Origin of the sequence: Rhizobium leucaenae USDA 9039 (assembly GCF_000426285.1) — a bacterium.
Taxonomy (GTDB): domain Bacteria; phylum Pseudomonadota; class Alphaproteobacteria; order Rhizobiales; family Rhizobiaceae; genus Rhizobium; species Rhizobium leucaenae.
On record NZ_AUFB01000040.1, the window covers coordinates 1 to 21,052 of the forward strand.

23 protein-coding genes and 3 pseudogenes are annotated in these 21,052 nt (G+C 59.9%); 9 read left to right on the top strand and 17 right to left on the bottom strand.

The window, feature by feature from the left end; translation table 11 throughout:
- Both K290_RS36725 and K290_RS36730 read left to right on the top strand, forming a co-directional pair.
- A partial coding sequence (locus K290_RS36725; protein WP_154668698.1) for a DUF736 domain-containing protein occupies positions 1 to 154 on the top strand: 154 nt, incomplete at its 5' end.
- Between the two features lie 162 nt (positions 155 to 316).
- Positions 317 to 484, top strand: a pseudogene (locus K290_RS36730) (DUF736 domain-containing protein); the annotation flags it as partial.
- A gap of 72 nt (positions 485 to 556) precedes the next feature.
- Here K290_RS36730 and K290_RS36735 read toward each other — a convergent pair.
- From K290_RS36735 to K290_RS0130065, 5 genes and pseudogenes are all read right to left on the bottom strand, one after another.
- Positions 557 to 676 (bottom strand): annotated as a pseudogene (locus tag K290_RS36735) (HU family DNA-binding protein); the annotation flags it as partial.
- Positions 677 to 769: 93 nt separating this feature from the next.
- Entirely contained in the window at positions 770 to 2,290 is a 1,521-nt protein-coding gene (gene ltrA, locus K290_RS0130045) for a group II intron reverse transcriptase/maturase (protein WP_004119807.1), read from the bottom strand.
- Between the two features lie 610 nt (positions 2,291 to 2,900).
- Positions 2,901 to 3,068, bottom strand: a pseudogene (locus K290_RS35375) (HU family DNA-binding protein); the annotation flags it as partial.
- Between the two features lie 121 nt (positions 3,069 to 3,189).
- On the bottom strand, positions 3,190 to 3,801 hold the full coding sequence (locus K290_RS0130060; protein ID WP_028755140.1) for an ATPase: 612 nt from the start codon (positions 3,799 to 3,801) through the stop codon (positions 3,190 to 3,192).
- The gene (locus K290_RS0130065) at positions 3,782 to 4,024 is read right to left on the bottom strand and encodes a hypothetical protein (RefSeq protein WP_004119810.1); all 243 of its coding nucleotides are present in this window, start codon (positions 4,022 to 4,024) and stop codon (positions 3,782 to 3,784) included. The genes K290_RS0130060 and K290_RS0130065 overlap by 20 nt, the downstream gene beginning before the upstream one ends.
- Positions 4,025 to 4,203: 179 nt before the next feature.
- Here K290_RS0130065 and K290_RS0130070 point away from each other — a divergent pair, with 179 nt between their 5' ends.
- Complete coding sequence (locus K290_RS0130070) at positions 4,204 to 4,503, top strand: hypothetical protein (protein ID WP_004119811.1); 300 nt, start codon at positions 4,204 to 4,206, stop codon at positions 4,501 to 4,503.
- 22 nt (positions 4,504 to 4,525) lie between these two features.
- Here K290_RS0130070 and K290_RS0130075 read toward each other — a convergent pair whose 3' ends face one another.
- Entirely contained in the window at positions 4,526 to 4,783 is a 258-nt protein-coding gene (locus K290_RS0130075) for a WGR domain-containing protein (protein WP_004119812.1), read from the bottom strand.
- A 361-nt stretch (positions 4,784 to 5,144) separates the two neighbouring features.
- Here K290_RS0130075 and K290_RS38110 point away from each other — a divergent pair, with 361 nt between their 5' ends.
- Positions 5,145 to 5,321 carry a hypothetical protein gene (locus K290_RS38110; protein WP_015342042.1) on the top strand — a complete coding sequence of 59 codons (177 nt, stop codon included), beginning with the start codon at positions 5,145 to 5,147 and terminating at the stop codon, positions 5,319 to 5,321.
- A 149-nt stretch (positions 5,322 to 5,470) separates the two neighbouring features.
- Here the strand turns inward: K290_RS38110 and K290_RS35380 are convergent, their stop codons facing one another.
- The 4 genes from K290_RS35380 to traC all read right to left on the bottom strand — a co-directional run bounded on the left by K290_RS35380 (position 5,471) and on the right by traC (position 8,767).
- Positions 5,471 to 6,049, bottom strand: a complete 579-nt coding sequence (locus tag K290_RS35380) for a thermonuclease family protein (protein WP_004119813.1) — start codon at positions 6,047 to 6,049, stop codon at positions 5,471 to 5,473.
- Between the two features lie 232 nt (positions 6,050 to 6,281).
- Complete coding sequence (gene traG, locus K290_RS0130090) at positions 6,282 to 8,258, bottom strand: Ti-type conjugative transfer system protein TraG (RefSeq protein ID WP_004119814.1); 1,977 nt, start codon at positions 8,256 to 8,258, stop codon at positions 6,282 to 6,284.
- Positions 8,251 to 8,466 carry a type IV conjugative transfer system coupling protein TraD gene (traD, locus tag K290_RS0130095; protein WP_004119826.1) on the bottom strand — a complete coding sequence of 72 codons (216 nt, stop codon included), beginning with the start codon at positions 8,464 to 8,466 and terminating at the stop codon, positions 8,251 to 8,253. The genes traG and traD overlap by 8 nt, the downstream gene beginning before the upstream one ends.
- A 4-nt stretch (positions 8,467 to 8,470) precedes the next feature.
- Positions 8,471 to 8,767, bottom strand: a complete 297-nt coding sequence (traC, locus tag K290_RS0130100) for a conjugal transfer protein TraC (RefSeq protein ID WP_004119828.1) — start codon at positions 8,765 to 8,767, stop codon at positions 8,471 to 8,473.
- A gap of 256 nt (positions 8,768 to 9,023) precedes the next feature.
- Here traC and traA point away from each other — a divergent pair, with 256 nt between their 5' ends.
- The 4 genes from traA to K290_RS0130120 are packed head-to-tail and all read left to right on the top strand — an operon-like array spanning position 9,024 to position 14,675.
- Entirely contained in the window at positions 9,024 to 12,335 is a 3,312-nt protein-coding gene (gene traA / locus K290_RS0130105; RefSeq protein WP_004119830.1) for a Ti-type conjugative transfer relaxase TraA, read from the top strand.
- Positions 12,332 to 12,898, top strand: a complete 567-nt coding sequence (traF, locus tag K290_RS0130110; protein ID WP_004119831.1) for a conjugative transfer signal peptidase TraF — start codon at positions 12,332 to 12,334, stop codon at positions 12,896 to 12,898. The genes traA and traF overlap by 4 nt, the downstream gene beginning before the upstream one ends.
- Entirely contained in the window at positions 12,888 to 14,051 is a 1,164-nt protein-coding gene (locus K290_RS0130115) for a conjugal transfer protein TraB (protein WP_004119833.1), read from the top strand. The genes traF and K290_RS0130115 overlap by 11 nt, the downstream gene beginning before the upstream one ends.
- Positions 14,052 to 14,066: 15 nt before the next feature.
- Positions 14,067 to 14,675 (top strand): TraH family protein, encoded by a 609-nt coding sequence (locus K290_RS0130120; protein WP_004119835.1) that lies wholly within the window; start codon positions 14,067 to 14,069, stop codon positions 14,673 to 14,675.
- A 263-nt stretch (positions 14,676 to 14,938) separates the two neighbouring features.
- Here K290_RS0130120 and K290_RS0130130 read toward each other — a convergent pair whose 3' ends face one another.
- Positions 14,939 to 15,175, bottom strand: a complete 237-nt coding sequence (locus tag K290_RS0130130) for a helix-turn-helix domain-containing protein (protein ID WP_004119837.1) — start codon at positions 15,173 to 15,175, stop codon at positions 14,939 to 14,941.
- A 249-nt stretch (positions 15,176 to 15,424) separates the two neighbouring features.
- Here K290_RS0130130 and K290_RS0130135 point away from each other — a divergent pair, with 249 nt between their 5' ends.
- On the top strand, positions 15,425 to 15,739 hold the full coding sequence (locus tag K290_RS0130135) for a transcriptional repressor TraM (RefSeq protein ID WP_004119838.1): 315 nt from the start codon (positions 15,425 to 15,427) through the stop codon (positions 15,737 to 15,739).
- Positions 15,740 to 15,742: 3 nt separating this feature from the next.
- On the opposite strand, the gene K290_RS0130140 is transcribed toward K290_RS0130135, so the two are convergent.
- The 6 genes from K290_RS0130140 to trbL all read right to left on the bottom strand — a co-directional run bounded on the left by K290_RS0130140 (position 15,743) and on the right by trbL (position 21,050).
- Entirely contained in the window at positions 15,743 to 16,447 is a 705-nt protein-coding gene (locus K290_RS0130140) for an autoinducer binding domain-containing protein (RefSeq protein WP_004119842.1), read from the bottom strand.
- 158 nt (positions 16,448 to 16,605) lie between these two features.
- Positions 16,606 to 17,907: an IncP-type conjugal transfer protein TrbI gene (gene trbI / locus K290_RS0130145; protein WP_004119844.1), complete on the bottom strand. Its 1,302-nt coding sequence runs from the start codon at positions 17,905 to 17,907 to the stop codon at positions 16,606 to 16,608.
- A gap of 10 nt (positions 17,908 to 17,917) precedes the next feature.
- Positions 17,918 to 18,352, bottom strand: a complete 435-nt coding sequence (trbH, locus tag K290_RS0130150; protein WP_004119847.1) for a conjugal transfer protein TrbH — start codon at positions 18,350 to 18,352, stop codon at positions 17,918 to 17,920.
- A gap of 3 nt (positions 18,353 to 18,355) precedes the next feature.
- Positions 18,356 to 19,168 carry a P-type conjugative transfer protein TrbG gene (gene trbG / locus K290_RS0130155; RefSeq protein WP_004119849.1) on the bottom strand — a complete coding sequence of 271 codons (813 nt, stop codon included), beginning with the start codon at positions 19,166 to 19,168 and terminating at the stop codon, positions 18,356 to 18,358.
- A gap of 16 nt (positions 19,169 to 19,184) precedes the next feature.
- The gene (locus K290_RS0130160) at positions 19,185 to 19,847 is read right to left on the bottom strand and encodes a conjugal transfer protein TrbF (protein ID WP_004119850.1); all 663 of its coding nucleotides are present in this window, start codon (positions 19,845 to 19,847) and stop codon (positions 19,185 to 19,187) included.
- Positions 19,848 to 19,871: 24 nt separating this feature from the next.
- Positions 19,872 to 21,050 carry a P-type conjugative transfer protein TrbL gene (gene trbL, locus K290_RS0130165; protein WP_004119851.1) on the bottom strand — a complete coding sequence of 393 codons (1,179 nt, stop codon included), beginning with the start codon at positions 21,048 to 21,050 and terminating at the stop codon, positions 19,872 to 19,874.
- Positions 21,051 to 21,052 lie beyond the last annotated feature (2 nt).

Below are 21,052 nucleotides of genomic sequence, written 5' to 3' on the forward strand. Positions count from 1 at the left end.
TGTCGAGTTCGGAGCAGGCTGGACCCGCACCGCCCGCGAAACAGGCGCCGAATACCTCTCGCTCAAGCTCGACGATCCGTCCTTCACGGCCCCGGTCTACGCCTCCCTGGTCCAGGGCGACAAGGGCGAGCACAAGCTCATCTGGTCGCGCTGACCAGCACATCGGCGCTCCGCTTCACGGCGGGGCGCCTCTTCCACACCAGTGGAATTATGCGGAGCAGAAGCCGCCGCTATCGTCGAGAAATCCAGCCTTCAGCGATCAGCACTCCGCATAATCACACTCTCAGCATAATCGACATTTTGCGGTGCACCGCAAAATGTCGAGCTGGGCGCGGCCTGGCAGAAGCGCTCCGAGCAGGACCGCGACTACCTCTCGGTCAAGCTCGACGATCCGAGCTTCCCTGCCCCGATCTACGCGACGCTCACAGAGGTCGAGGGCGAAGAGGGCTACCAGCTGATCTGGTCCCGCCCTAACCGGGACTGACACGCAGACGGCCCCGCTAAAGCGGGGCCGTCGATCTCTCGGTTAAAGGCCGGCTCAGCGGTCCGCAAACCCTTACGTGTTCAAGGCGTCCTTCAGAGCCTTGGCAGGCTGGAAGCCCAGCTTTCTTGCCGCAGCAACCTTGATCGCCGCACCGGTCGACGGATTGCGGCCTTCGCGCTCCGGGGTATGCTGTCGGGTAGGAACGACCCGTTGCCGGGCCGCTCCTCCCTAAGAACTGTACGTGCGAGTTTCCCAGCATACAGCTCAAGCCTCCGCCAAGCCCTGTTAGACCAGAGCCGCCAGTTCCTGTGCATCGGTATGAGATGTGGAATCACCGGGCCGATCCGTAACTTCCGACGGCAGACCGCGCCTTCCGGCGAAGTAGCTGTCCCACATGGGATCGAAAGGATTCGCTTCGGCGCGGATTTTGCAGTGGCGACGTATCGGTACGTCGGATGCGTGGATGAGGCGGATGAACTTGAAGTTTCCTGCCTTATCCTTCATCCCGGTGCGGAATACCCAGTCTCGTGTACCTTCCCGAGCGAAGTAACGATACTTCACCCAGCGAAGCGGCTTGTCCGGGTGTCTACGACAGGCCCACTGCCAGAGACATTTCCAGATGAGATGATCGACCTTGCGAAAGGTCTCCTTCGCCACCTGGTTGTGATGATAATTGGTCCATCCCCTTATGACCGGGTTTAGCGACATTATCAGATACTCCTGCTTCACATCGGCGGCACCCTTGGTGATAGTTCGGATCTTGCGCATAAACGCCACCACGTTCTTCTTGGCGGGTTTGATGTGGGTATGCCCATCATATCTGCGCACGTTCCAGCCGAGGAAGTCGAAACCTTCCTCGACCCGCACGATGCGAGTCTTTTCTTCAGACAGAGACAGGCCCCGTTCTGACAGAAATTCCTCGACCATAGATTTCGCCTCCTCCAGCACTTCTTTTGAAGCACCTGTGACGACGAAGTCATCGGCGTAACGTATCAAGTGGACCTTGGTCAGGCTGTTGCGACGTCTTGGGCCGTAGAAGTCCCGTAACATCTTTTCCATTCCGTCCAAGGCCATGTTGGCGAGCGTGGGCGAGATTATTCCCCCTTGCGGAGTTCCCGCTTTCGTCGCGTGCCAGTCACCGTCCTTTATGTAACCGGAGTCCAGCCACTTCCGGAGCACCACCTTGTCCATGGGGATGTTGGCGATGAGCCAGTCCTTGCTGATTTCGTCGAAGCAGCCAGCAATGTCCGCATCCAAGACCCATTCCGCCGTGCCGCGCCCGCGCAGCGCGATAAAGCACTGCCGGGCCGCATCACGGGTTGCTCGATACGGTCGAAAACCGTACGAATTAGGGTCTGCCGTCGTTTCCGCGACAGGTAGCAGAGCGAGCAGGTGAAGTGCCTGCATGGCCCTGTCCTTCATCGTCGGAATACCGAGCGGACGCAGTTTCTTGCTGTTTGCTTTCGGGATATATACCCGCCTCAACGGCAAAGGATGATACCCACGCCGTTTGAGCGACAATAATCCTCTGACGCACTTATCCGGTGTGTCCCAGATGATCCGGTCCACTCCGGGTGTTCTCTTTCCCTGATTTCCAGTAACCCGTTTCACCGCAAGCGCCTTGCCGCTGAACGAGTGGGTCAGCAGCCGTTGCAAGGCTTTCACCTTGCCCCAGCGACCTTCCTTAACTGCCTTCGCAATACGCATCTGCAGCCGTCGCACGTGTTGGTAAGCCTTGCGCCAGTCAATCTGGCCCCAGCTCGCCGCTTCGCGGGAGGCCGCACCAGTCACTGTTGTGACCGTCATTTGCCTGTCCTCCTGCCGAGGGTTCTGCACATTCTCTCGCGACGGGAGACCCGTCGGAAGTCTGCTCCCTTTCGGGCGGGGTGATGTTGGCGAGCCGCAACCCCTGTCCAAACCATTACAGTCCGGCGTTCGCTTTCTCCGACATCCTCTGCCCGCACCGCCAACAACTTTCCTTGCGGTCGGCCTGCCCATTGCCGGGCGACGATGCGGGTTTACCGTGTTTCACCTAAATAACGCGGGCGGGTTAGACCCTGCCTATCCGCCGGCGGTCCTTCGTCCGTGTGCCTCCAAAGTGAAGAGAAGCATCCGACCGCACACCTTTTGGTTCAAGCCTGTCAGCATCTTTGGCTTGTCAAATTTCACGACGTTTATCAGCAGTTCATTTGCATTGATCATACCACCCAGCCTAGCGCCCCATCCGCATTGATGCTCGCAGAAGATGCCTCAGCCTCACGACATCGGCATGGCCCGAAGGCCCGGCTACATTGTCCCGGCAGCTTCAAACCGGACCGTTACCAGTCCCGCATGTGCCGGTAGGCTACTGATGACGGAACATCAGGTTTGTCCCGGAATATAAATCCCGTACAAACAATTACTTAGGCGACTTTCACGTCGCACTCACCTTGAATTTCCCGAAGCCGGGAATGAACGTCTCGGCGCCGGAGGTGGCAGCGGCCGTGATCGCCGCAAATACAGCTTCGACGATCGCCTTTCCCTGCACCTTCGTCAGGCCGTGGTCTGACGCGATCTTGTCAGCGATTTCATTTGTCGTGGTCATCGATTTCTCCTCGTTTCAAGAAGGAAATCATTTCCACCGGAGCCGCAGCCTGTCACGCAAACACCTATCTGGAGGCCAGACAATCGACGGTTCTCCACAGAAAGTGCGGAATCACGACTCCTTATTCGGTTGCGATGGACCGAACCGCTTTGGCAACGACCTCCAGAGCGTGCACGTCGAGTTCAATGACCCCATCAGACTTCTCGCCGATCGTTTTCGGCTTTGCGCCGCTGTTGTCCCAGATCCAGGCCTTGTCGGCTTGTTCCAGAAACCAGGGAAATTGCTCAAGGGACCGTTGGTACCGCTGGCGGACTTTTTCGTCGGGTACCGGATGTCCGCCTTTGGCTACGCGCAACTTGATCCGCTCGATCGAGCGCTCGGGGCTATCGACGACGACATATAAGAACCAGACCGCGAATCCGAGCGCCTTCGCCGCTACCACGAGACGTCGATACTTCTCTGTCGACAGGACTGTTTCGACGCCGATTGTTTTGTGGACGTTGATCGACGCTTCAAGCCAAGACTCGATCCGTTGAACCGCGGTTAGGTTGGCTTCCAGCGGCGGTCTGGACTCGACTTTGCTGATTCTGGCAGCCAGTAGATCCGGATTTACGATCCAGACTGAGCGACCTTCCATTTCAAGGTCGGCATTCTCGTACACGCTGCTTTTCCCAGAGCCATTTGGCCCGGCGATGATCAGGAAGACTGGCTGCTCAATCTTCGATGGGAGCACGATCAAGGACGCCAGTTACAGCCTTGTTCTCGCGACGCGCCTTGGCGACATTCTTGCTGAACACGTAGCTCAGATCTTTTCCGAGCGTCTTGCTCTGCGCGTCGATCGTCCGAACAGTCAGAAACTGCCCGGTACCTGCGTCACGCACGCGTTTCTGCGTGACCGCGGTATCGCGTACGCCGACTTTGGCACTTCCAAATTTTTTGACGACGACTTTGGCCATGTCTGCTCCAACCTTTCCGCAAATATAGCAATCATTTTCCCACCCGAAAAGAGCCTGTTGGCTTTTGACTGGAGGGTGTGCGAGCCTTGCTATGAGAGCGAACGGCTTCACGTTGAAGGCGAAGCAGCCGAATCGCATTGCGAAATCTACCAGGCGTGGGCCGCCACTGTCATGTCCCTTTGTCTGGTTATTCGTGGCTCCAGGGGCGCCTCGATGGGGCACGTCTGACGCGGACCGGCTGCGCCTCGCTCGCTACCCGCAACGGCGCTTCGAAATTTTCATCACCAACCGGGACTGAGCCGGAAACGCCCCACCGTGAGGCGGGGCCGACTGGCCAGATAGGCAAGCCGACGACAGACATCGAGCCTGCCGCCGGCTTTTTCGGTGCGATACGGAACCGGAATATGTTCGGCGTCAAGATCCCGTTCTTCGTCGAGATCGAGATGTCCTTCGAGACCGACTGGAACAGGCGCCGATGAGGCCCGCTTCGGCGGGCCATTCTCATGTTGGCACGGAGGTGCGTGGACGATAGCCGCGCTTTCGTTTCTGCCGCAGCAGGTCGAGAAACAGTTCGACTGCTTCCTCTTCCCGCCCGAAATGGTGGACCATCATCTGACCCTTCGTGCCGATGCGGCCCCATTTCCGGAGCAGGCAGACATCCCCGAACAGGTTGGGCTCGATCGACATGGCGTAGTAGCGCGCCATGTTTCTGGCGGCGTCAGAGCGTTCGACATAAAGATGGTACGGTTGCGCGATCATGAGACAAGAATCGCCTATGCCGGGAATCGCGTCCAACGAGACTTATGAATCGGTCGGCAAGGATCGATTCATATCGCTGATGACCTGCGACCGGACACGATGGCCTTGCTCGAATTTGCCTGATGACGGTCCGTGCGGATGGCGACCATCGATAAGGAACTTAAACCAATTCCGCGGGATTTCCTTTCGAGGCTGGGCTTGGCACAATGAGCGTCTTCGACTGCCGCCGACATCAGATGATAGAGGTTTAATTTCAGGGAGCTTCGCTTTTTTTAGGCGTGCGCTGGCGCAGGTTTCTCACTTCGCCGGGATTTCACCTCCGAGAAGATCATAAATTTCGAAAATAGCATGAGGATGTCACATGAAAGGCTATCTTCCCTATGTCATCGGCGCATTGTTGGGCGCCATCGTCGCGGTCGCTGTGTCCATTCTCTTCGGCCTTGATGGGATGTTCCAGCTTGCGGTCTTGGCGCTGCTGCCGGTTCTGGGTGCTGCGCTGGTCGAGCGCTTTTACTATCGCGGGTCACGAGCGCGCTAACGTGACTATCAACAGATGGATATCGGGCCTCGGTCGTGCAAAGCCGACGGTTCTTGGGCGAGACGCCTGCGGCGCACGGCTCTATTCGCGATGCTCACGGTGCCCGAAAACGGTCTCCGCCCATCCAGGTGCGATCCTCTCGCAGCCCCTCACCCGCACCATCCATGTCTTGCGCCGTCCCAGCGCCGGGCAAGACCTTCATCGATGAGGCGGTCGCCGAGCGAGCGCCCTTCCCGTGTAACGGTCCGGAGTTTTCGGCCATACTTGTCCTCGTCCCGCAAGCCTACTGACAACGAGAACTTGCCGGCGTTCAGAAGCGCCAGCAGGCGCGCTTTCGCTGCCTCGCCCTTGATCCGTTCCGCCTCGCAGCGCGGTGGGCTGAGCTCCGGCGTGTCGATGTCAGCGATGCGGATTTTTTCTCCCCCAAACCAGAAAGTGTCGCCATCGACGACGCAGTTCATTCGCACGCTCTCGCCGCACAACGAAAACGTGGCCTGCGACGTATCCGTTGTCGGCGCCTTGGCCAAAGCTAAGATGCCAGAAAGATCGCCGGCGCCGGCAAACGCAAACCATCCGCCTGCTCCAATGATGATGGCTGAGATGACCGCCATCAGCGACTTGCGCGGGCCGTTCTGTCCAGTTCGGAATTTTCGCTGCGGCCGATATCGATCGCTCCCGCGGCCGGATTTGCGCCGCGGTCTCAACGGCACCACATTCGATTTCGCCACGTGCCTGTCCTCTGCTGTTCGCATCAATCTACGTCGAGCCCGGTTTCTTCTGTCTTTACGAACAAGCCGGCCTCAGATGGAGTTTAGGAGCGGGCGCAGTCGGTCCCGCCTCCCCGGTGTGGGCCACTATGTTGAGGCTCCTGCGGCTGCGCTTTTTCCCGCTCCTTGCACGACGAGAATTCCAGAAATCCCGCCCTTCGGCGGACGCCCACGCTGATTTCTCCGATACTCTTCATTGTTCTCGATCGGCCTTGCTCGCTGCGCTGCGCGCCGGCCGATCGGGCGAATTCTCTGCGGGGTTCGCTGCTTTCGAAAACGCTCTCGCGCCCACGCACCCCTTCATATCGTCACGCCGAAACCAGATCGCGCGTCCGCATCTGAGCGGCGCGTTTCCGGCGGTGAAGACGATCTGCTCGTCGGCCCGCATGCGCAGCACCTCGTGCGGCTGGATCAGCGGCCTGGCGGCGAGTTGCTTCGACCGCGTGCGCGACGATCCTTTCGATTGGACACTGCGGCTGACCTGATCGATCTCGACGGTCGTCATGCCGCAGCGGCGTGAGATGTAGTCGGCAGTCTCGGGATCGTTGATCGCGGCGAATGAAATCCAGCTTGCGCTCTCGAACCATTTGCTCGCCGCATCGCGGCCGCCATAGGTCTCGCGCATCTGGCCGATCGACTGGTAGATCATGGTCAGCGTGATTCCATACTTACGGCCGGCGTCGCGCGCGGTCTCCAGGATGCGCATGTAGCCGAGGCGCGCCACCTCATCGAGAAGGAACAGTGCCCTTCCCTGCATCTCTCCGTTGCGGTTGTAGATCGCGTTCAGAAACGCGCCGATGATGACGCGCGCCAGGCCCGCATGCGTCTCCAGCGTCTTGAGATCGATGTTGATGAAGACATCCGTCTTTCCGTCCGCCAGATCGCTCGTCGAAAAGGAAGTTCCCGAGACCAGCGCGGCGTAGTTCGGATAGGACAGCCAGTGCGTTTCCTTGACCGCGTTGGCATATACGCCCGAGAAGGTTTCCGGCGTCATGTTGACGAAGGCTGCGACATTCTCCTTGACGAAATCCGAATTCGAATCGTCGTAGATTTCATGCAGCCGCTGGCGCAGTTGGGGCTCTGGCTCGGACAGGTTCTTGCGTACTTGCCGGAGTGTCTGGTCGTTTTCCGTCGTGTGGCCTGAGAGGCAAACGTCGGCAATGAGAGCCGTCAGCAACTGCAAGGCCGAGGCGCGGAAGAAGTCGTCACGGACCCCACGCGCGCCACCGCTGTCGCTCATGATCCACGATGCGACGGAGGCGATATCCTCCTCTTTCGTTCCCCCGAACCGGCCGATCCAGTCGAGCGCGTTGAAGCCGATTTCCGAGTGTTTCGGATCGAGCACGAAGACGTCGCGGTTGGCGTCGCCACGGTGCTTCAACACCATTGGCGCAACCTCGTTCGAAGGATCGAGGACAACGAGCGCGCCACCCCACTTGAGCGCCGTCGGGATCGTGACCGATGTCGTCTTGAAGCCGCCGGATCCGGCGAACACGATGCCGTGCGACGAGCCGAACGAGCCGTCGAAGCAAAGCAGCGGCGACTTGCCGCCCGCTCCCCAGCTCGCGGCGCTGTCGGCGCGAAACGATGGTGCCGCGATGCTATCCCGGTCGACCCGGTAGCGCTCGCCGATGACGATGCCGCCGCTCTCGGCAAACAGCTTTTCGGCTTGCGATAGTTTCATCCAGTCGGCCTCGCCGTGCAGCGCCCGTTTCCCAACGATGCGCTTCGGTTCGGCCCTCGCGAATGTCGCGTTGCCGGCAATCGCCACACGCATGCCGAACAGCGCCGACATCAGCACGGCAGCAGCCCCGATCGCCGTCGCGGGATCGAGATAGTTGAAGACGGTTTTGCCGGCCGGGACTTGTTCGAGATACGCGGAGAGCCTCGATGCCTCGCGCAGGACCGCTAGGACGAGCGTCGCTGTCGCGCCCGTGACAACGCCCCATCCTGCCGTCCTGATCCGCGCGGAGCCTGCGCTCGCAAACAGAAAGATGATGCCGACGACGGACGCGGCGACATAGGGCAGAGCGATGCCGGCACGGCCGAGCATCTGCCGGGCGGCATCGCTCTTGCCGAAGTGGGATAGCCACAGTTCGGTCCCGGTCATGCCGATGGCCATCAGCATCATCAACGCGCATGGCGCTACGAACAGCAGGATCCTAGTCATCTCTCTCTCCGAACGCTTCAGCACCGAGTGCGGCGAGCCGTGAGCGCTCCTGTGCGTCTCCCTTCAGGCGCGCGGCGGCATCGATGAGGAGCCCGAGCAGCAGCGCGCGCTTCTCGTAGCGCAGCCCCGCCTTGATGATCAGGCCGCCGAGCTCGATCTTTTCGCGCGTGTCCTTCTTGCGGGCATCTGATGTCGTGGATCTTCGCATCCGCTCAAGCCTCGCCAGTCCTGCCCTCAGCCGTACCAGGCGGGTTCTGCGCGGCGGGCGCGCTGCCCTCGCCTGCGCCGCTTGCCCCCTTCCCTCCGGTCGAACGGACCTTGCCTCCGCGAAAGCGTTTCGCCAGATCCTCGAATGCTGCCTGCAGTTCACCCTCGTCGATCTCGATCTCACCGAGCCCGGCTTTAAGCGCGATCCGGCCGATGCGCTCGGCCTCCCGGGTCTCGGCGAGCTTCAATTGCTCCTGGAGCCTGGCGATTTCGTCGCGGATTTTCGAGGATGGTTTCTTCATGTCCGGATGTCTCCTTGGGTGCGAAAGCTTGTCTTTCGGACCCCATCTTCCGGATGTCGGTGCGGAACGCACTACTGTGAATCCTACAATCGCCAAGGGCGATGCTTTCGTGGATGATCCCGGCCGCTCGACAAGAGCGGCATCCGAAGGGCGCAATTATACGTCGCTGGCGCGACGTTCTTTTGAGAGCGCCTGGCGGAGCCGATCTCGCTGGCGAACATGTTGATTTTGCTCGGAATCGGGAGAGAATTCCGCCGTGGCCGTTCCTCATTTCTCCGTCAGCATCGTCGCCCGCGGCTCCGGCCGCAGCGCTGTGCTGTCGGCGGCCTATCGGCATTGCGCCAAGATGGAGTACGAGCGGGAGGCCCGCACGATCGACTACACCCGCAAGCAGGGCTTGCTGCACGAGGAGTTCGTCATCCCTGCCGATGCGCCGTCATGGCTGCGGACGATGATTGCCGACCGATCCGTCTCCGGCGCGTCGGAAGCGTTCTGGAACAGTGTCGAAATCTTCGAGAAACGCGTCGATGCCCAGCTTGCAAAGGATGTGACCGTTGCGCTGCCGATGGAGCTCTCAAGCGAGCAGAACATCGAACTGGTGCGGGATTTTATCGAGCGTCACATCACGTCGAAGGGCATGATCGCCGACTGGGTCTATCACGATGCACCCGGCAATCCGCATGTGCACCTGATGACGACGCTCCGGCCGCTGACCGAAGACGGGTTCGGCGCCAAGAAGGTTGCAGTGACCGGCCCTGGCGGCAAGCCAGTGCGCAACGATGCCGGCAAGATCGTCTACGAGCTCTGGGCCGGCAGCCTCGACGATTTCAATGCCTTTCGTGACGGCTGGTTCGCCTGTCAGAACCGGCACCTGGCGCGCGCCGGCCTCGATCTCCGCGTCGACGGCCATTCCTTCGAGAAGCAGGGGATCAATCTGACGCCAACCATCCACCTCGGTGTCGGCGCCAAGGCGATCGAGCGCAAGTCGGCGGAAGCCGAGCGGGCCCCTTCGCTGGAGCGGTTGGAGCTGCAGGAGGAGCGCCGGGCCGAAAACGCCCGCCGCATTCAGCGCCGTCCCGAGCTCGTGCTCGACCTGATCACGCGGGAGAAGAGCGTCTTCGACGAACGCGACGTTGCCAAGATCCTCCACCGCTACATAGACGACGCTGGCCTCTTCCAAAGTCTGATGGCAAGGATCCTGCAGAGCCCCGAAACGCTCCGGCTCGAACGCGAGCGGATCGAGTTTTCAGGCGGCCTACGCGTGCCGACGAAATACACGACGCGGGACCTCGTCCGGCTGGAAGCAGAGATGGCCAACCGGGCGATCTGGCTGGCTCAACGCTCTTCTCACGGCGTTGCGGACGCTGTGCGCGAAGCCACCTTCGCCCGCCACCTGCGCCTGGCGGACGAGCAGAAGACGGCGATCGCACATGTTACCGGCGGCGAGCGCATCGCTGCGGTGATCGGACGTGCAGGCGCCGGCAAGACGACGATGATGAAGGCGGCGCGCGAAGCCTGGGAAGCGGCCGGTTATCGCGTCGTCGGCGGGGCGCTTGCGGGCAAGGCCGCCGAGGGCCTGGAGAAGGAAGCCGGCATTCTCTCCCGCACGCTGTCATCATGGGAACTGCGCTGGAACCAAGGCCGCAATCAGCTGGACGACAAAACCGTATTCGTTCTCGACGAAGCGGGCATGGTGTCGTCGCGGCAGATGGCGCTGTTTGTCGAAGCGGCGACCAAGGCCGGCGCCAAACTCGTGCTTGTCGGAGATCCGGAACAGCTCCAGCCGATCGAAGCCGGCGCTGCCTTCCGCGCCATTGCCGACCGCATCGGCTATGGCGAACTCGAAAACATCTACCGCCAGCGTGAACAGTGGATGCGCGAGGCGTCGCTCGATCTGGCCCGCGGCAATATCGGCAGAGCCGTCGAAGCCTATCGCGCCCAGGGCCGCGTCAGCGGAGCCGATCTCAAGGCCGATGCCGTGCAGGCGCTGATTGCCGATTGGAACCGCGACTACGATCCGCAAAGGTCGAGCCTCATTCTTGCGCACTTGCGAAGAGACGTGCGCATGCTCAACGGCATGGCTCGCGCAAAGCTCGTCGAACGCGGTCTCGTCGCCGACGGTTTCGCCTTCCGGACCGAAGACGGGCACCGAAAATTCGCGGCCGGCGACCAGATCGTGTTCCTGAAGAACGAGGGCTCGCTCGGCGTCAAGAACGGTATGCTGGCGAAGGTCGTGGACGCGACGCCCGGGCGTATTGTCGCGGAAGTCGGAGACGGCGAACACCGCCGCCAGGTCACGGTCGAACAACGCTTCTACGCCAATCTCGATCACGGCTATGCCACCACGATCCATAAGAGCCAGGGTGCCACCGTCGATAGGGTGAAGGTGCTGGCTTCCCTCTCTCTCGACCGCCATCTCACTTACGTGGCCATGACCCGTCACCGAGAGGACTTCGGTCTCTACCACGGCCGCCGATCTTTCGCCAAGGCAGGCGGCCTGATCCCGATCCTGTCGCGCAGACAAGCCAAGGAAACGACGCTCGATTATGCGAGTGGCCGCTTCTACGCCCAAGCCCTTCGCTTCGCCGACGCCCGTGGCCTTCACCTCGTTAACGTCGCACGCACTGTCGTTCGCGACCGGATCGAATGGACCGTCCGGCAAAAGTCGAAGCTCGCCGCGCTTGGCGCTCGTCTGGCGGCAATCGCCCGCAGGCTTGGTCTGTCCGCCGGCGCGGCCAAGACCAGTCAATCGCACAGCATGCAGGAGGCAAAACCCATGGTATCGGGCATCACCACGTTCCCAAAATCGCTGGAACAGGTCGTCGAGGACCTGCTTGCAGCGGACGCCGGCTTGAAGAAGCAATGGGAGGAAGTCTCAGCGCGCTTCCATCTCGTCTACGCTCAGCCGGAAGACGCGTTCAAGGCTGTCAACGTCGATGCGATGCTGAGAAACGAAGCGGCGGCGAAATCGACGATCACCAAGATCGGTTCCGAGCCGGAGACCTTTGGTGCGCTGAAAGGCAAGACCGGGATCCTTGCCGGCCGCGCCGACAAGCAGGCCCATGAGAGGGCCGTCACCAATGCGCCGGCGCTTGCCCGAAACCTGGAACGCTATCTGCGGCAGCGCACGGAGGCGGAACACAAATATGACGCCGAGGAGCGCGCCGTCCGCATGAAGATCTCTCTCGACATCCCGGCGCTGTCGCCGGCGGCAAAGCAGACGCTCGAACGCGTCCGTGACGCCATCGATCGCAACGACCTTCCCGCAGGACTCGAAAACGCGCTCGCCGACAAAATGGTGAAAGCCGAACTCGAAGGTTTTGCGAGAGCCGTATCGGAACGTTTCGGGGAACGCACCTTCCTACCGCTCGCCGCCAAAGACATGACAGGTCAGACCTTCCAGTCGGTGACCTCGAGCATGTCTGCCGGGCAGAAGGCGGAAGTGCAATCGGCCTGGAGCACGATGCGAACGGTGCAGCAACTTTCCGCGCATGAGCGCACGACCGAGGCGTTGAAGCAGGCCGAGACGCTGCGGCAAACGAAGAGCCAGGGGCTCTCGCTCAAATGACGCGTCCGGGTCGAACACGCGAGCGAGCCATGGCGCAGCGAAAACAAGCTGCCGTCACTTCATCGGTTTCTGCTGCCGCCATCGCAGTGATCGGACTGGCCGGTCTATTAGGCAGCTATCGCATCAATCTTACGCCGAGCGAGCCACTTGGCCTCTGGCAGATTGTCCCGCTCGACCGTTCGCCTGGTGTGGACGACCTGGTGTTCATCTGCCCACCGGACACAGCCGCCATGCACGAAGCGAGGGCGCGCGGCTATCTCCGCTCCGGACTTTGCCCCGGTCATCTCGCGCCGCTCATCAAGTCGGTGGTCGCGGTCGCCGGCCAGCGCGTCGAGATCGCCAACGAGGTGACGGTCGATGGGCGCCTGGTTCGTGCTTCCACTGTCGCCGAAAAAGACGGAGAAGGTCGGCCGCTGACACGGTTTTCGGGCGGCGTGGTACCGGGCGGTGAGGTCTTCCTGCATTCGGCCTTCGCCGGCTCGTTCGACTCCCGTTATTTCGGGCCTGTGCCGACATCCGGCATTCTCGGTCTGGCGCGTGAGGTGCTGACCTATGCGCCATGACTGGGTTTGGCCAACGCTGCTTATCATCGCCTCGGTCGGCGTCGGATCGGTGGCATGGAGCGGCCACGTGCTGTTGTTGCCGGTGGCGCTCGGCTTTCCCGTCCTCTGGTCGCTGTCGAGAACGAAAAAGACGGCAACCTTGGTTTCCGCAGCATATTTCCTGTCGGCGTCGCGCGGCCTGCCGCAAGGCGTGGCCACCTTCTATGCTGCGGATATCTGGCCGGGCCTGCTGCTGTGGCTGGCTGCCTCGGCCAGCTTTGTCGCGGCGCATGCGCTCCTGTGGACGAAGGAGGTTGGCCTTCGTCCGGGCCGCTACGTCCTGGCGGCCGTACTGATGGTGGTTCCCCCTTTCGGCATTACCGGCTGGGCGCATCCCATCACGGCCGCAGGCGTGTTGTTTCCGGGATGGGGATGGTGGGGACTGGCCGTCACGACAGCCGGCTTGGCGGGCCTCGTTTCCCGCCTCTGCCCAACTGTCGCCATGGGCCTTATAGGCTTCTGGCTTTGGTCCGCCGCTTCGTGGACGGACCCGAAGCTACCGGAAGCCTGGCGGGGCGTCGATCTCGAATTGGGTGCGTCGGTCGGGCGGGACACCAGCATGGCCCGCCACCGTGATCTAATTGCAACGGTGCTTGAACGAGGGACCGACGGTGTTCGAACCGTCATCCTTCCTGAAAGTACGTTGGGCTTCTGGACGCCGACGGTCGAACGGCTTTGGATCCGCGCGCTATCAGGGCATGACACGACCGTTCTCGCGGGCGCGGCAGTCGTTAACGCGGCCGGATACGACAATGTGGTGGTTGCAATCTCCGCAGATAGCAGTCGGATCCTCTACCGGGAACGGATGCCGGTTCCGGGCTCGATGTGGCAGCCCTGGCAGCCGCTCTTCGGCGGCAACGCCGGAGCGCAAGCGCACATCTTTGCAAATCCTGTCGTCGCGCTCGGCTCCGGGCGGGTGGCGGTGCTGATCTGCTACGAGCAACTGCTCGTCTGGCCGGTCTTGCAATCGATGCTCGGCAGTCCGGACGTGATCGTTGCGGTCGGCAACGGCTGGTGGACCAAAGGCACGTCCATTGTCGCCATCCAGCGCGCCAGCACCGCCGCCTGGGCAAAGCTGTTTTCCAGGCCAGTCGTTTTTTCTTTCAACACCTGATGCCGAGGAGGTCCCATGCTCGACGCCGCCCTTATCAAAGACTGCGCCGACCCTTCACTGAAACCCGCGATCGTCGAGCAGTTCGTCGCGGCGGCGGGCTCTGCCGATCCCCTTGCGGTGACCGTGCGCTCGGGAGGGCGGTTGATCCTGGTGCCCAAGGCCAGATCACCCGACGAGGCGATGGACATCGTGCGCCAATATGCCGGCAACGCTGTCGTTCGTGTCGGTCTGACGCAGTTTCCAGCCGGTGTGGGCGTCAAGGACCTGGCCGATCTCAAAACGGATTTGGTCGATGCTTGCCAGAACCTGCGCAAGGGAACGGCGATGTTCGCCAAGGTCCTGCGCATTGTTGCCAAATGGTACGGCGATCCGAAGAGCGATGACGTCTTCCGCCAGATTTTCGAGGATGCGCTCTATGCGTGGAAAGCCGGCGAGTTCGAGGGCGTCGGTGTGTTTCAAGCGCAGGATCCAGGAGCCTCCATCGAATTGCCTCGGCAAAGCGAAGCGCGGTCCGTCGATGAACCGCCAGCCACCGCGACCACTCCCGAGATGCGGACGAAGGTGAATGAGGTTATTGGCCAAGCCGGAATTCGGATCGATCTTTCGAGGATCGGAGGCAAATAAGCACTCGAGTTTCTTACGTCGGAAACGGCGCGACGGATGGAACATCCCCGGCATGCATAATCATCCTCGTCGAAAAGTTGAAGGGCAATTCCAAAGTGCCAACGCCACAGGCGAAAAAGGGTACCGCGGAACGTTCGCCGGATGGCATGACCTTTTATGGCCGCATAGCAATTCCTCCAGAGCCTGTCGGACATTCGGGGTTGAGGACGCGCTGAGCATTGCGTCCTTGTTTGCCTTGTTTTCGGTTCCCAGCCCTGTACCCGTCATCTCAGTGGCTCAATTTTTGTCTCAGGCCGACGTTTCAGCAGTTCAGACGCCTCAACACCTAAGACCGTCGCCAGGCGATCGACAACGTCGATGCTTGCATTATAGACACTGCGCTCCAAAGAACTGATATAAGTTCGATCGATGCCTGCCTCAAACGCGAGCTCTTCTTGCGACAGGCCTTTGGCTTGACGCGCGGCTTTCAGATTCCGTGCAAACACCTCTCGAATCTCCATGCTGGAGAGAGCAGCGGCTTGCAGAGTATTTCTCCACGGAGTATTCTCTACAGCCGTATTCCGGATATGGAATGTTCATACGAATCAGGGTGATTAGGCGTTCACTGATGCCCTCTTCTTGCGAGCAATGAATTGTCGAGTTTGTAGCCACCCATCTTACTGAAGGATGGGATCTATTCTGCAAAGCGTATACGCTACCGGAAGGTCTCGATCCTTGCCGGGTCGCAAACGAGGTAAGAGGAGAAGCGGATGGACAACGAGGTCTCATTCGAGACAAGCGGCAAAAGAGAGTCTCGTTATAAAGCGATGCGAGAAGCCGATTTGAAAGCGTTAGCAATTTCTGCGATCCGCGAGCACCGCCGACTTCTAGCCGCGGATGAAGCTGTCTACGAAACGTGGACTCTTGCAACCGCCAACGCCTCGACTTCCAGGGACGTGCTCAAGAGCCTGCAAGATGAGTATCTCGATCGTCAAAAGAAGTCAGAAGCGCAGCAGGAAGAACTCTCGGAAATCGTCGATGCGCTTGGTTATGTTCCCGATGTGCCCTCCGAAAACAACGAATGATGGTTAAACCAAACCGCGGTCCTTCGCGATTGCCACGAGCTGAGGGATCGTCGCGGCATTCAGCTTTTTGCGTGCGCGATCGAAATGGTGTTGCACTGTTCGTTGGGTAATTCCCATTAAAATGGCAATCTCCCAAGCCTTTTTACCCTTTGCCGCCCACGTAAGACACATCGCTTCCTTTGGTGAAAGCAGCCGGCTGGGTGCGACGATCGTCGACGCAGCTATGATCTTCAGGCGATAGTGAATTGCCAACACCGCCTGAAGCGGGTTTAGTTGCTTTTGACATTTTGAAATATCAGCTTTATGCCCCGAGGACGCGAATGTCAGCATAATGATCGAGCCGAAACTGCCTTGAACGGGAACCGTCACCCCACTGCGAATGCCATGTTCTACCGCTTCATCCCGAAAACGATTGAACTCAGAGCTCCCACGAGACGGCCAGTCATCGATCGCCCAGGAAAACATCTCCATCCGGCGTTTGGCTTCCGTAACGACCGGATCCACCCGAGAATATTGGTTGCTTAGGTAAATTTTCTGCCATTTCTCGGGATAGGAACTGAGCGCGCGGGCGCTAAGGCCTTCCGTTTGCAGATATGCAAAGAATTGAAATCCGCACGAATGAACGAACCCTTTGAGCCCGCGTTTGATCATCCGTTCATCGTATGAGGCTTCAACCATGTCAATGAGAGCGCTTAAGGCTGGATCCACAGACCTGTCTCCTTTCTGTTGTACGTGAAGGCGCCCCCGCTCCTTCGGAAGTGATACAGATCTGCGCTCACCCGCGCAAACGTCTATTCACCTCTATTTCGCAATCAAACCTTCTGACCAAGAGATGAAGTTAAACAAAGATCTCTTCTGATGCTGTATCACTGACTGCTGTACGTAGAGGGGAAGACGATATCCTGATCGACCAAGACATTGAACTCGTATCCCGGCCGGATTTGGATTGTCGGCTGAACGTTCAAGTTTTTCGAGATCGTCTGCTCGGCAACGCGACCGAAGGTGTCCGCAAAATTCCGTCTGGCGGCATCGGAGGCCGTGTCCTGGGTGGCAAGCGTCGTGCTTTCGGGCATCGACATGTCGATGCCGGTTCCGAGTATCGCGACAAGTGCTGCCGAACTCCACGTGCGCCAGAGATGCCGATCGACCTTATCCTTGAACCCGCCATAACCTGCCCCATCGGTCCCAGCCATGCCGCCGATTTGCAGCGTCGAGCCATTCGGGAAGATCAGATCGGTCCAGACGACGAGCACGCGGTCCTGGCCAAAGGAAACCTTGGAATCGTAACGGCCGAACAACTTGGCTCCCTGCGGGATCAGGAGCCGGTAGCCGGTGGCGCTATCATAGACATTCTGGCTGATCTGCCCGATGATCCGGCCCGGAAGGTCTGAGTTGAGACCTGTGATCAACGTGGCTGGAATGACCGAGCCGCGCTTCAGCTCATACGGCGACATCTGCGGCACGACCTTATTCGGCAAATAGCCAAGATCCTTGATGTCCTGATTGAAGAAATCCTCCTTCGAACTTTGGGCATTCGGGTCGACGTTCTGGGCCGTCAGCCCGGATTTCGATGCGGCGGTGTAGAGATCAGAAGCATTGTTGGCTGTCGTCGTCGCAGTCTGACGACCGGCGTCTGTGGAACTTTTAGCGGCCTTCTCGACATCAGAAATATCCACCTTCAAAGGCGAGTCCAAAGCGGTTGCCCGCGCCTGCAGGTGAGCCATCCGCTGGCGCTGAGCTTCACGGATATATTGTTCATCCTGCTCCCGCTTTAGGCGGGCTCGCCATTCCTCCTCTGATTCGAGCTGCGGGCCTCTTTCTTGCCGTTCCGTAGGCCGGCGGTCTATAACAGGTGCTCCCTTCTCCACCTTCTGCTCGACGGTGGGTGTTGGCTGGAGCACTTCGCGCTCACCTGGCTCGCCGATGATGCCGTCACTGATGCCGCGCTTGAGCTGGTCACCGAAGTTCGTCGCCGGTGTATTCAAGTTGCTGTCGATATCGTAGCTCCAGTTGAAGGGAAGTCCTCGCCACGATAGGCCGATCACGACCACGCCGAAGAATAGCGCGATGAGGACGGTTGCGGTAATAATTGGCAGCCGATTGAGGCGGCGCATTCCTTTCGGATCGTCGGCTTGCTTTGAAGGGCCGAGCTGGAGCGATTGGATCATACCTTTCCCCTCAATTACGCTGCATGATGGAGAGCGGACTTGCCGGCGTCGCACCGGCGGCCGTTGCTTTGTATGCGCGGCCAAGGGTAATGGACGGTGTTGACAGCCGCGCGAGCACCTGATCTTGAGTGCCATCGATCGCGTAAGTGAGCTCGACCGGTTTCACGTCCTTTCCAACTTTGCCGTCGGTTAGAACGGTGTAGCCAGAGCCCTTGAGGGCCGCCTCGAGTGCCGCCGCAAACTCCGATGTGTCCCTTTCCATCTTGATTGTCGTCGACCTCACGGGACTGATCTGCTCGGCGAGCCGGCTTGCCATGTCGGCGGCGATGGCACTTGCGGCGGGCCCGGAGACCGGCGCGGCGTTTGACCTGGCGTCAGACCCATCCCCAGCAGTTTGGCATGCGGTGAGAAAGCCGCTGATGATGATGACGAGAAGCTTGTGCATAGCTTAGCCTCCTCGCCGAATGGTAATCTTCTGCTGGCGCCAGCCGACGCCGGAGACGAGGATCGCCTCGTCGACGGCATAATCGACGATCATCAAGTCGTTCTTCATTCGGTAATTGACGATGCGGCTCTGGCCGCCGTGGATCACGACCAGCACCGGTGCATCCTGACCTGAGATCGACTTCGAAAACTGGATGTAGGTTTTCACGCCATCCGAATAGACCCGCGTCGGCTTCCAAGGTGCCGAGCCACTCACGGAATATGAGAAGTTCAGTTTGTCGGGTGCCGCCCCGGGAATGCCGCCGGTCTCGAGCCGGGAATTGATGTCGGCGAGCTTGGTCGAGACGTCCTCCGGATATTCGAAGCCGACGCGTGCCATGTACTGGCTCGGATGTGACTTGAGCTGGATGTAATAGGTGCGTCGCGACGTCGTGACCACCATCGAGGTGACAAGACCTACTTCCGACGGCTTGACGATCAGATGGATCGCTTGGCCGCCGATTGCACCGGAGGTGGCAGGCTCCACCTTCCAGCGAACAGTATCTCCAACGAGAACATCGCGGACGATCTCGCCGCTCTGGAGTTCGATATCGCAGACCTGCAAGGGCGAGCAGACAACGGACGGCTGGGTTTCGCCGAAGAGAAAGGTGACCTTGCCATCGGAGCCTGCCGTCACCAGTCCGGGCGCGACGCGCCATTTCCTGGAAATGGTCGTGCCATTCACCTCATTTGCCGTCATGGTCTGCGCCTCAGCGCCGCCCACAAAGACGAGTCCCGCCAAGCAGCCGGTGGCTGCAATTAGTGCTGTTCTGTGCATGTCAAATCCCCTGCCCTCAAAGCTGTGCCGTCCAGTCAAAATCCCTAACGTAGAGGCCGATCGGATTGAGGCGGATGGTCGCCTCGTCCTGCGGCGCGGTAAGCGCAACCGTCGCGATTCCGCGGAACCGGCGCGTCCCGGTTTCCTTGCCCTTCCGGTCCCGTTCGTATTCGGTCCAGTCGATCTGATAAGTCTGATTGGAGAGCGCCACTATGTTGTTGACCTCGATGGCGATCGTCGACGACTTCGCCTTTTCGAACGGCGAATTGCTGCGGAACCAGTCATTGATCTTCTGGGTCGAGGGATCGGAAGCTCGCAGAAGCGCATAGGTTCGATCGATATATTGCTTTTGCACTACGGCATCCGGTGTGACGCTGCGGAAGCTCGTTACGAAGTTGCCAAGCGTGGCGCGCACCACCCGCACATCCGCGTATTCGATCTGCTCGGGGAACCCTGAGGTGACCGAGGTGCCGAGCTTGTCGACCTGGACGATATAAGGCACCAGCTTCACCTGCGTGCTTAGGTATATCGCGTACCCGAAGCCGATCACGGCCATGGTCAGACCCAGTATGCCGACGATGCGCCATGCGGCCGCGGCCTGCACATAGGAGCCGTATCGCTCATTCCATTCCTGGCGCGCGGCAAGATACGGGTTTTCGGGAGCGCGTTTCGCTGCCATCGATCGATCACTTTCTGATTGCTATTAGTCTTTAAGTTCGGGAAGTGGCTTTGGTCCGCTGTGCCCACTGCGCGCCTGATCCAGCTTGGCGTTAGCAAGGCCTAGGATAGACCCGGCGTAGGCACCGGGAGAGCCGATGGCCTTCTCCTTGGTAGCCGAGCCCGCCGCTTTTCCTGCCGAGCCGATCCCTGCGCCGAAACCCCGCAGCATTGCGCCTGCGACGGATGACCCCGCGGCGCGCGCGGTTTGAGCCGCCGCAAATCCCGCCCCGGCAGCGCCCGCCGCGAGGAACCCTGCTCCTGTCGCAAACGATGCGGCCTGACCACCGTGCCTTATTGCCTCCATTCCGCCCGAGACGGACGCGCCCTGAACAACACCCTGCATGATGTTCGGGACGTAGATGGCGATAATGAAGACCACGACAGCGATACCAGCGATCGCAAGCGCAGTCTGGAACTGGTCGCCAATGTCGGGCTGGTCTGCCAACCCGATCAGCACCTCTGATCCGATACGCGAGATCATGACGAGCGCCATGAGTTTCATTCCGACCGAGAAGGCGTAGACCAAATATCGGACCGCGAAATCCTTTGTATAGGACGAGCCGCCAAGCCCCAGCATGATCATACCGGCAAGAAGGCCGATATACATCTCAACCATGACCGACACGAAAATCGCGGCGACAAGCGAGAATGAGATGACGACGACGACCATTGCAAAAGCAGCCGAGATCGCCAACGCGTTGTCCTCAAAAAGACCGAACTGTATCTTTTCCGACATCTTCGTTGCGACGGCGAGTCCAGCATTGAAGACGTCTGCTGGGGAGGCCGTGCCGCCTCCAGCCCCAATCTCAAACAAACTATCCACCACTGCCTTCGCAAAGGCCGGCCCCTGTCCCAAAACGAAGGCAAAAAAGCCGACGAATATGATCCGCCGGACAAGCTCGGCAAACCAGCTGTCTAGCGAAGCTGCCTGCAATGCGAGCCAGACGGCGGCGATGCCAATCTCGATTGTCGCGAGGATCCAGAACAAGGATTTCGCCGCATCCATGACAGTAGTTTCCCACCCCTTTGCGGCCGTGGTGATCTGGCTCTGTAATGAGGTCAGCACTGAACCTTCTTGGGCGACTGCCGGCTGTGCTGCCAGCATGCAGAAGGTGGCAATCACCATCGCGGTGCGGAGCCGCCGAAGACATATTGTTGTCATGT